This window comes from Cellvibrio sp. (genome assembly GCF_053579595.1).
The window spans coordinates 1-9,384 of sequence record NZ_JBRFPI010000167.1; the positions used below are offsets into that span (position 1 = coordinate 1).

The 9,384-nt window shown below is 43.3% G+C and carries 9 protein-coding genes; 5 read left to right on the forward strand and 4 right to left on the reverse strand.

Going from position 1 to position 9,384, the window contains the following annotated elements:
- The 5 genes from fliD to ACWA6V_RS11555 all read left to right on the forward strand — a co-directional run.
- Positions 1–1,478: flagellar filament capping protein FliD (gene fliD, locus ACWA6V_RS11535; RefSeq protein WP_449522624.1), on the forward strand; the 1,478-nt coding region annotated here is incomplete at its 5' end.
- A 139-nt stretch (positions 1,479–1,617) separates the two neighbouring features.
- Positions 1,618–2,316, forward strand: a complete 699-nt coding sequence (locus ACWA6V_RS11540; RefSeq protein ID WP_449522625.1) for an acylneuraminate cytidylyltransferase family protein — start codon at positions 1,618–1,620, stop codon at positions 2,314–2,316.
- Positions 2,317–2,419: 103 nt separating this feature from the next.
- Positions 2,420–3,376, forward strand: coding sequence for an N-acetylneuraminate synthase family protein (locus tag ACWA6V_RS11545; RefSeq protein ID WP_449522632.1), 957 nt, complete (start codon positions 2,420–2,422; stop codon positions 3,374–3,376).
- A 3-nt stretch (positions 3,377–3,379) separates the two neighbouring features.
- On the forward strand, positions 3,380–4,504 hold the full coding sequence (gene neuC / locus ACWA6V_RS11550; protein ID WP_449522626.1) for a UDP-N-acetylglucosamine 2-epimerase: 1,125 nt from the start codon (positions 3,380–3,382) through the stop codon (positions 4,502–4,504).
- A 5-nt stretch (positions 4,505–4,509) separates the two neighbouring features.
- Entirely contained in the window at positions 4,510–5,667 is a 1,158-nt protein-coding gene (locus ACWA6V_RS11555; RefSeq protein WP_449522627.1) for a polysaccharide pyruvyl transferase family protein, read from the forward strand.
- Between the two features lie 53 nt (positions 5,668–5,720).
- On the opposite strand, the gene ACWA6V_RS11560 is transcribed toward ACWA6V_RS11555, so the two are convergent.
- The 4 genes from ACWA6V_RS11560 to ACWA6V_RS11575 form a co-directional block, all read right to left on the reverse strand.
- Positions 5,721–7,799, reverse strand: coding sequence for a motility associated factor glycosyltransferase family protein (locus tag ACWA6V_RS11560; RefSeq protein ID WP_449522628.1), 2,079 nt, complete (start codon positions 7,797–7,799; stop codon positions 5,721–5,723).
- A 199-nt stretch (positions 7,800–7,998) separates the two neighbouring features.
- Positions 7,999–8,220, reverse strand: coding sequence for a zf-HC2 domain-containing protein (locus ACWA6V_RS11565; protein WP_449522629.1), 222 nt, complete (start codon positions 8,218–8,220; stop codon positions 7,999–8,001).
- The gene (locus ACWA6V_RS11570; protein ID WP_449522630.1) at positions 8,214–8,840 is read right to left on the reverse strand and encodes an RNA polymerase sigma factor; all 627 of its coding nucleotides are present in this window, start codon (positions 8,838–8,840) and stop codon (positions 8,214–8,216) included. The genes ACWA6V_RS11565 and ACWA6V_RS11570 overlap by 7 nt, the downstream gene beginning before the upstream one ends.
- A gap of 94 nt (positions 8,841–8,934) precedes the next feature.
- Positions 8,935–9,384 (reverse strand): HvfX family Cu-binding RiPP maturation protein (locus ACWA6V_RS11575; protein ID WP_449522631.1); only part of this gene is annotated, 450 nt, incomplete at its 5' end.

The following is a 9,384-nucleotide window of genomic DNA, read 5'->3' on the forward strand; positions in this document are numbered from 1 at the left end:
CCAGTATTGTGAGTGATGGTGGTTCCTTCAAATTGTTATTGGCCTCCAAGTCAGGCGCTAAAAACGAAATTGAAATTACTGCAGCAGAAGATGCTGGCGCCCTTGGGCTTGCCAGTTTTAATTTTAATGAAACTACTCGCAACCTGACTCAATTGCAGGAAGGTCTCGATGCGAAGGTAAGAGTGAATGGTTTGTTGGTCAGCCGCGAATCCAACCAAATCAAAGATGTTGTAGAGGGGCTGGAGTTTGATCTCTTTGCCAGTTCACTTACTGAAACCGTTAGCGTAACCATCAACGAAGATAAATCTATCGCGGAAAAGACCATCCGTGATTTTGTGACTGCGTACAATACATTTAGAACTGAAGTAGAAAAGCTGGTGGGTTTTGATACAGAGGCCAAAGGTTACGGCAGTCTGCACCGGGACCCTTTGGCTTCCAGTATGATGAAAGGGCTGCGCAATATTCTTTCTGCATCGGTTCCTGGATTAAGTGGTGGTTTTACCAGTCTATCCAATTTGGGGATTCGCACCGAGTTAGATGGCTCCCTGAAAATCACCGAAAGTGAAGGTAATACAGGTTTTCGCGCGGCTATCGACAATAATTTTGCTCTGGTCAGGGATTTATTTGTACCTAAAACCTCTGCATCTGTTTCAGGTATTGAGGTGACTAAGTACTCCGCGAAAAGTCAACCTGGTACTTACGATGTTGTTATTACCCAACAGCCTAGTAAGGGTAAGCTGACCGCTGGTGCAATGGTTGCTACTTTTCCGTTGGACACCACGGGTAAAGATTACAGTTTTAAACTCAAGTTAAATGATATTGAAACGGCAACCATCACTCTTCCGGCTGGAAAGATCTACACATCCGGTGCAGAACTGGCTACTGAGCTACAAAGTCTTATCAATTTGGATACGAATCTCAAGGCCGTTAAATCTACTCTTGCAGTCAGTTTTGATGCAGGCGCGTTGGTATTTGCATCGGATGCTTATGGCTCCACCAGCAAGGTGGAGTTTTCTACTGTTGGTACCGATATGGCTGATTTGGGTATTAGCGTTGGCGCTGGTACCACGGGTACTAATGTAGGCGGAACGGTGAATGGTGAAGTGGCGTTCGGTTATGGCAATGTACTGCTGCCTGCGTTAAACACTAAAGCAGAAGGTCTGAGTATGACAGTTCAGCCAGGCACTACCTCCGGCAGTATTACCTTCTCCCGCGGGTTTGCCGGCACTATGACCACAATGATCAATGACTACCTTAAAACCTCCGGTTTGATTAAAGAACGTGAAGCAAATATCAACAAAGATATTAGTAATGTTAAGGATGATGAAGAAACACTGAATCGTCGCAGTGAAGCCTATCGTGCGCGATTGATGGCGCAGTTCCAGGCAATGGAATCTATCGTGCGCGGCCTAAATTCAACCGGTGACTTTTTGGACGGTATTTTGGATCGTCTCCCCTTTACATCTAAAAGTAGCTAATGGTTAACCCGTCCACAGTATTGTGGATGGGTTAGCGTTTCGTATTAATCAAATTAATCTTGATCAATTCCGTGACCTTTGGCAGATCCTTTGCTATATAACTAATTACTATTGCAAACGTCAAAAGTTGGACACTCCTATGCCAAACGTATTCGCGCTCGTTCCTGCACGCGGAGGATCAAAAGGCATTCCGCAAAAAAATATTGCGCCATTACTCGATCAACCGCTGTTGGCTTACACACTGCAGGCTGCTCAGGAAGCCGGAGTGATTGATACCACTTATGTTTCTTCAGATGATGACCAGATTTTATCGGTGGCTCATTACTATGGTGCAGAACGCCTCAAGCGCGACCCTCATCTCGCTCGCGACGAGTCTCCAACCGATCCTGTGATTGCCGAATTTATTCACCGAATAAAACCGGCAGGCAAAGATATTATTGTGTTATTGCAGCCCACATCCCCATTGCGTACGGCAGCCCATATTGGTGAAGCCTTGGCAGAGTTTCGTGATTTTCCCACCTGCCATAGTTTGATTAGTGTCTATGAAATCAGTAATAAATACATGAAAGCCTATGTGGGCGGCAGTGAGTTTTTGCACCCCTTAGCCGGAGAGCATACATCGTATACTCGTCGCCAGGATCTGCCATCGCTCTACATGCCCAATGGAGCAATTTATATTTTTAAAGTGGATGATTTTATGCGTGAAGAAAAAATTCCACGCACCCACATCATTCCGTATCTTATGTCGAATCTCGATAGTCTTGATATTGATACTCCAGCGGATTTGGTTATTGCAGAGCAGCGTTTGCGTGAGAGGGCAGTACAGAATGAAAAATAATGTTGTAAATATTGGTGGCCGTTTAGTGGGGCCAGATTATCCGCCATTAGTGATTGCCGAAATCGGCATCAATCACAATGGTTCTCTGGCTGTCGCCAAACAAATGGTAGATGCTGCCGTTGCTGCGGGTGCAGAAGTCATTAAGCACCAAACCCATATTGTTGAAGACGAGATGGCTGGCGAGGCAAAGCGCATAAAGCCTGGTAATGCGGATAAACCGATTTACAACATTATGGAAGAGTGTGCGCTTAATGAAGCAGATGAAATTGCACTGCAAGAATATGTTCAGTCAAAAGGCGCTATCTTCATTAGTACTCCATTTTCGCGTGCAGCTGTTGAACGCCTTGAGCGGATGAATGTTCAGGCTTATAAAATCGGTTCGGGTGAATGTAACAATTATCCGCTAATCAAGCACATTGCTAAAAAAGGCAAACCGATTATTCTCAGCACCGGTATGAACACCATAGAGAGTATTCGCAAAGCGGTGGCGATTTTTAGAGAATACAAAATTCCCTACGCGCTGATGCACTGTACCAATATTTATCCCACGCCACCGGAGCTGGTGCGTTTGGAGGCGGTGCGTGAACTGCAACAGGAATTTCCAGATGCCGTTGTTGGTTTGTCTGATCACACCTTAGGAAATTATGCATGTCTTGGTGCTGTTGCTTTAGGGGCAGATTTACTGGAGCGACACTTTACTGATTCCATGACGCGCGAAGGGCCCGACATTGTGTGCTCAATGGATCCTCAAGCAATGAGTGAACTAATACAAGGTTCTGCGTTGTTACACAAAATGCGCGGTGGTCGAAAAGGTATTGTTAAAGAAGAGCAGCCAACCATCAATTTTGCCTATGCCACGGTGGTTACCATCAAGCCCGTGAACAAAGGTGAGAAATTTACTGAAGATAATCTGTGGGTCAAGCGCCCGGGTACCGGAGAAATACTTGCTGAATTTTATGATGATGTCATCGGTAAAGTGGCAGTGGAAGATATAGAAGCGGATCAGTTGCTCGCATATCGTCAAGTTGAGGGTCTTGTGCCTGTCAAAGGAGTCATTTAACACGTGCGTAAAAACATTGTATTCCTTTCGGGCACCCGTGCAGATTTTGGTAAGATTCGTTCCTTGCTTGATATTCTTCAAAATTCCACAGAATTTGAGGCTCATATATTTGTTACCGGCATGCACATGCTCCGTAAATATGGTTATACCTGTCGGGAAATTGAGCGTCGCGGCTATAAAAATATTTATCAATACATCAATCAAAATTACAGCGATACCATGGACTCTGTATTGGCTAAGACGATTGCTGGTTTATCTGACTACGTTAAAGAAATCCAGCCGGATATGCTGGTTGTCCATGGCGATAGAGTGGAGGCATTAGCCGGCGCTATTGTTGGAAGCCTTAATAATATTTTGGTGGCGCATATTGAGGGTGGTGAGGTTTCAGGTACTATCGATGATCTAATCCGTCATTCAGTGAGCAAGTTGTCACACCTGCATTTTGTGACCAATGAGCGCGCCAAGCAGCGGCTAATACAATTAGGGGAAATCGATAAAAATATTTACCCTATAGGATCTCCTGATGTGGATTCTTTATTTTCTCCTGATTTACCTAGTCTAGATGAAGTAAAAAATTGGTACGGTATTCCTTTCGAAAACTATTCTATTCTTCTATATCATCCCGTTACTACGGAAGTGCACGATGTAGAACGGCAAATTCATGAGTTGGTCAATGCTGTTGTTGATTCGGAAAAAAACTATGTTGTCATTTATCCCAATAACGACAGCGGTAGTGAGCGAATCATCAATGAATATGGCCGTATTGAAAAGAATACATTAAGTTTTAAAGTATACCCCTCAATGCGTTTTGATTATTTTCTGACATTACTGAAAAACGCGGAGTTTATTATTGGTAACTCCAGCTCAGCATTAATGGAGGCTCCTTACTATGGGGTGCCTGCAATTAATATAGGTACACGCCAAGCCAATCGTGCCAATCTACCCAGTGTGATTAATTGTCTTTCTGAATTTGCTGCTATAAAAAATGCAATTGCTTCTGTTGAGGGCTTGCCCAGGGAGCCAATTCAACATTTTGGTGAAGGTGACAGCAGTAAAAAATTTTTTGCTATCTTGCAAAGTGAACAATTATGGGAAATCAATAAGCAAAAAACGTTTGTGGATATGTGAATTTAATGAAAGTACTTCATGTTGCGAGTTTTACAGGCAATATTGGCGACAACGCCAATCACTCGGGAATGCGCTCACGCCTCGAGTCAGTTTTAAATGTTAAGCCAATATATACCGAACTAGAGATCCGATATTGTTATCGTATTTATACGGGCGAGCATCGTTGGGCATTCGATGAGCACTTTGTTGCGCTGGCTAATCAGCATGATTTGGTGATTGTTGGTGGTGGTAACTTCTTTGAGCCTTGGTTGGATGAGTCTGCTACTGCAACCACCATCAATATTACTAATGAGCGCTTACAGTCCATCACTACACCGGTGGTATTTTTTGGTGTGGGTTTTGATATCCACAAAGGTTGCAAGCCAGAAAATCTTGCTAAATTTTCCGGTTTTCTTGAGCAGTGTATTCGTCAGCCTAATGTCCTTATTTCATTCCGCAATGATGGCTCGTTAAAAAATCTCAAACTCGCCTATCCAGATCGAAATGATTTATGGTCTGGTGTGGACATTGTTCCCGATGGTGGCTTTTTTTATAAGGGTAAATCTGAGTCTGCCTCTTATTTGCCGGAAGGGCGTTTTTGGGGGGTTAATATTGCCTCTGACATGGAGGCATTACGTTTTCCTGCAGGAGTTGATGGCGGTATTACCTGGAAAGAATTCTTAACGCAATATGCCCGTTTTTTAGAGTCTTCACTTGCCGCCAATCCTGATTTGCGAATTATTTTATTTCCACATATTTTTCGCGATGTATTGTCTATTGGTGAGTTTATGACCTATCTGGATGACCGTTTATGCCGTGATCGGATAGTCGTTGCCCCCTTCGCTTGTGGCTGGAGTGCATGTGATCATATCTTTTCATTGTACCAGCGATGTGAGTTGGTCATGGGGATGCGCTTTCATACCAATGTCTGTTCTATTGCGATGAATATTCCTGCCATACCGTTGATCAGTTATCCAAAACTTTGGGATCTTTATGAAGAAATAGAGCTGCTTGAAAGAGCGGTTTATGCTAACCGCGATAGTTTTGTGCAAGATCTTGCAAGAGTAATAGCAACTGTTATCGGGAATCCGAGTGATTTGGCGTCAAAAAACAGTGAAATTTCTGGCAAGTTTAATAAGTTGTCAGCAGAATTTTTTATCAAGGTTAAAAAATTGTTAGCATAATCTGGACTTACTTAAAGGAAGTAAGTCCAGTATGTTTTACTGTTTGTATTTTTTTAATGTTTTAGCTTCTGCGACAAATTGCGTGACCTTGCATCTTTTTTCAGTAGGCTGGATTTAATTTTTTGTTTTGCCTGAGCAATAAAACGCTGATAGTGTTCCACTCCTTTATTGAATATCTCAACACCTTCTTCCTGATTTTTTCCATTATACAAGCATTTGGCTAATACAAAGTCAAAAGAATGGATGCTGCCTTTCATGATGGAGTAGGCGTATTGTGTTTTGTTATTTAAGCCAACTTGTAACGCGCGTTTATGTTGTTTGGCCAGCATTTTAAATGCATCTGCACGGTTTTTGGCTCTGTAAGAAAATAACTTTTCCATCTCATCACAAAAATCAATTGCAGGTCTAAAATATTCTGCAATTTTTTCTATCGATTCAATTTTTCTTAATCCTTTGATGTTGAAATATTTATCGTAAAGGGCGTAACTAAATACTTTTTTGTCGATAGGTTCGCTTGGTTCAATTGTGATGTCGGTAATAGATATTGGTGTTGTTCCGCGAATATAAACACCATTGCTAGTATTGTAACAATTAATGTGTGGATACTGCCTGAGTAAGGTTTCAATGCTGATGCGAGAGTGGGCGTAAACCGGTGTTGATGTAACTTCACCGCCAAAGTTGCCAGGAAATTTTTTATTGCCTGCGGTTTCTGCTTTATACAGGTTGAGGCTTTCTTGATGCTCATCTTTAACGTCATAGTGTTTGCTCAAGGATGAGTGATGGGTTCCATCGCTGGCAAAACCAAGATCCAGACCAACCAGGTAAATATTTTTAAAGCCGAGTGCTGCTGCATAAGCAACGCCAGTATTTCCTACTGTGGGATTGCATAATGCAAAATTCACCACGAATTCATTGTCGCCAATGTATTGGCAAATAAAGTGTGTTCCTACATCATTACTTTTCATCCCCATGCCGGTGGTTTTAAACAGTGCGTAGGTGTCTGGGTGAACGGTGTTAAGCCCAAGGCAAATAATGTCTTCACGATATTCTGGCGTGGTAGACGTTTCAATCCACTCAACGACTGGGCGAGTGCGCTCCATTTCAATGTGAAAGTCGGGTTTTATTCCGGCCTTGCGCAGTGAGCCCAGGGCAGTGCCGCATGAAAAAATAATAACTTCGTGTTGGTGTGTGCGTAAAAATTCAACACAGTGATCGAGCGATGGGCCATTGGCAACAACGAATACGGGACGGTTAATTGTTTGATGATTGAGTTGCACGTGGTCGCGCAGGATATTTCTTTGTTCAGAATAATTTGCCACGGTGTGTGAAAGGCTCACTTGCTCATCATCAAAATATCCCATTGCTCCCAGCATTGTTGGAAGCTTTTCAAAAAATACAGTGGTCGATTCTCTCATCTCCGGGCTGCTCAAATGATCAAAAACATAGGGTTTTGCTGAGTTGAATAGGCCTATTTGATTCAAATATTGGCGAATAAGATGAAAGCTGTCGTTAGCTGTTTTGCCAAGTATCAAATTGAATGTGCTGTATTCACGATCAAAATAGTCATAAATGGCTCGCCAATCGACGGTGTGTAGCGATGCATAAAAATTGTCTTCGTGAGGTTCAATAATACACATATGCTGCACGTCAGTTTTTTCTAATATCATGGGTATGTGATAACCAATGCCAATGCCATGTACCAGCATAAATTGGGTTTTTGCTTCTAGAGGTAAAAAGCTTGTTTGTTTCTCCTCTTTGCTATTCATGAATTCGATTAGCGGATTCATGTTGTGGATATGTGCATCATTTTCAGGGTCTATGGCTTTCGTGGTTCGCGCTGTGACACGGTAAAAAGTAGGCATCTCCTGATATTTTTCTACATACTCTTTGCAGAACTCGTAGGGATCCTTGCTATAAACCGGGTGCGTATTTTCACCAATATTGTAGAGATTGATATAACCTTCACTGTTAAAAATCAATTGCAATTCTGTAGGTGTGTAATTGCGATATTTATTAAAAATATTTGGCTCAGCTTTTTCGAAAAAATCCATGTTCTTGCGGAATATTAAATCCAGCTCCAAATTTTTTTGCTGTAGTTCCGCCTGGCGAATGAGCTGCTGTAGTTGGTCCATTGTGGGTTTACCCCTTAAATTGTTCGTCAATGCATTGACAGTGTGAATGTAATAGGTTGATTCAGCAGGTTTTATGCCAGAAGTATAGATGTGATTTTCGTCTGTGCATGTGTTTCTAACGTGAGCCGGTTCGCAGGACAGGGCATGTCCGGGGGGCGCAAAGGCTGGCCGAGCTTTACGGTTAATTTGGCTGTGAAGCTTATTTGACCCGCTGCTGTACCTTTTTCCAGATTATATCCACATCTTCCACCGGTTTATCGGTGGCCATTTGTGCACTTACCTGACGGGTGATCTTAAGATGCCGAACAAAACGCCGGCAGTTGGCGCACATCAATAAATGTAAGCGTATTTGCCATTTAAGCGGGGTGCTATTGTCAAGATAATCGCTGGCGATGGTGGCGACTTGTTTGCAACTTAGCATGAACCAGTCTCCTGATAGCGGTCAATTACCTGCATGAGTGTGAGGCGGGCACGGTGCACAAGTACTCTTACATTGGCTGCACTCACGGAGAGGATGCTGCAAATATCCTCGAACGATTGTTGTTCAACGTCACGTAAAATAAATGCCGCTTTTTGTGCGGGTGGTAAGAGATTTAGCGTGCGGTTAATACAGTGTTGTAATTGTTGCTGTTCCAATAATGCATCGGGCGATTCAATATTCCATTTCGGTGTTGGCTGCTGCCAATGACCATCTGCTTTGAAATTGGCGCCATCAAGATAGCTTCCTGGCGTTTCTCCATCCAATTGGTCCAGTGATATTTGTCGTGATTCTTTGCGTAAACGCGCTTTTGCCTGATTGCTCACAATGGTAAGCAACCAGGTTTTTAGCGAGGAGCGCCGTTCAAAATTGGCGATATTTTTATACACTGAAACCCAGGCCTCTTGCACAACATCATCGGCAAAGATATCGCCGGCGATGGCGCGGGCAATATTCAACATGAGCGAATGGTGCAGTGCTATTACGTGGCGGAATGCGTGGTCGTCGCCGTGAATCAGTTTTGCAATCAGTTCGCTTTCATCGGTTGAGGTGGTTGTGGTCATCCGGTTGCTCATTGTGGGCTGAGGCGAATTGCGCATCCCAGTTTGCGCAATGGGCGCCAGCTTACCACTCACCATAATCACTTTGCACACCGGATTATCTATTTAACGAGATGTTTTTTAACAAAGGATATTTGCGGCCAAGATAAAGGTTTAACCAATAATCCAAGCTGTGGTATCTCCCTCCACCCAAGCCTGCCAATGCCAGCAACATAATGAAGTAGGTCGCTGCGAATTCAATACCATTATTAAGAATCACAAATTTTCCGCTGGCGGTGAGCCATTCATAATTGCCGTGTGTTTGTAAAATGTCGCGAGCGCGCTCCAGTTTCTCGGGCGCCGCCAGTACTTGCTCATTGGCAAAAGGTGCATTGACGTCGGCAATGGCTTGCCAGCCGTTATCCCAATGAACACAGAGGATTGCAATGAGCATGGTGATCATCAGTGGAATGCTGATCATGCGGGTGAACAAGCCCAGCACTAGCAACACTGCGCCAATAAGTTCGGAAGCAGTTGCAAGCACCGCCATTAAAAATGGAAAGGGCAG

Coding starts and splice junctions, on each gene's coding strand:
- ACWA6V_RS11540 (WP_449522625.1), top strand. CDS start 1,618: ATGCCAAACGTATTCGCGCTCGTTCCTGCACGCGGAGGATCAAAAGGC.
- ACWA6V_RS11545 (WP_449522632.1), top strand. CDS start 2,420: ATGGTAGATGCTGCCGTTGCTGCGGGTGCAGAAGTCATTAAGCACCAA.
- ACWA6V_RS11555 (WP_449522627.1), top strand. CDS start 4,510: ATGAAAGTACTTCATGTTGCGAGTTTTACAGGCAATATTGGCGACAAC.
- ACWA6V_RS11560 (WP_449522628.1), bottom strand. CDS start 7,799: ATGGACCAACTACAGCAGCTCATTCGCCAGGCGGAACTACAGCAAAAA.
- ACWA6V_RS11565 (WP_449522629.1), bottom strand. CDS start 8,220: ATGCTAAGTTGCAAACAAGTCGCCACCATCGCCAGCGATTATCTTGAC.
- ACWA6V_RS11570 (WP_449522630.1), bottom strand. CDS start 8,840: ATGACCACAACCACCTCAACCGATGAAAGCGAACTGATTGCAAAACTG.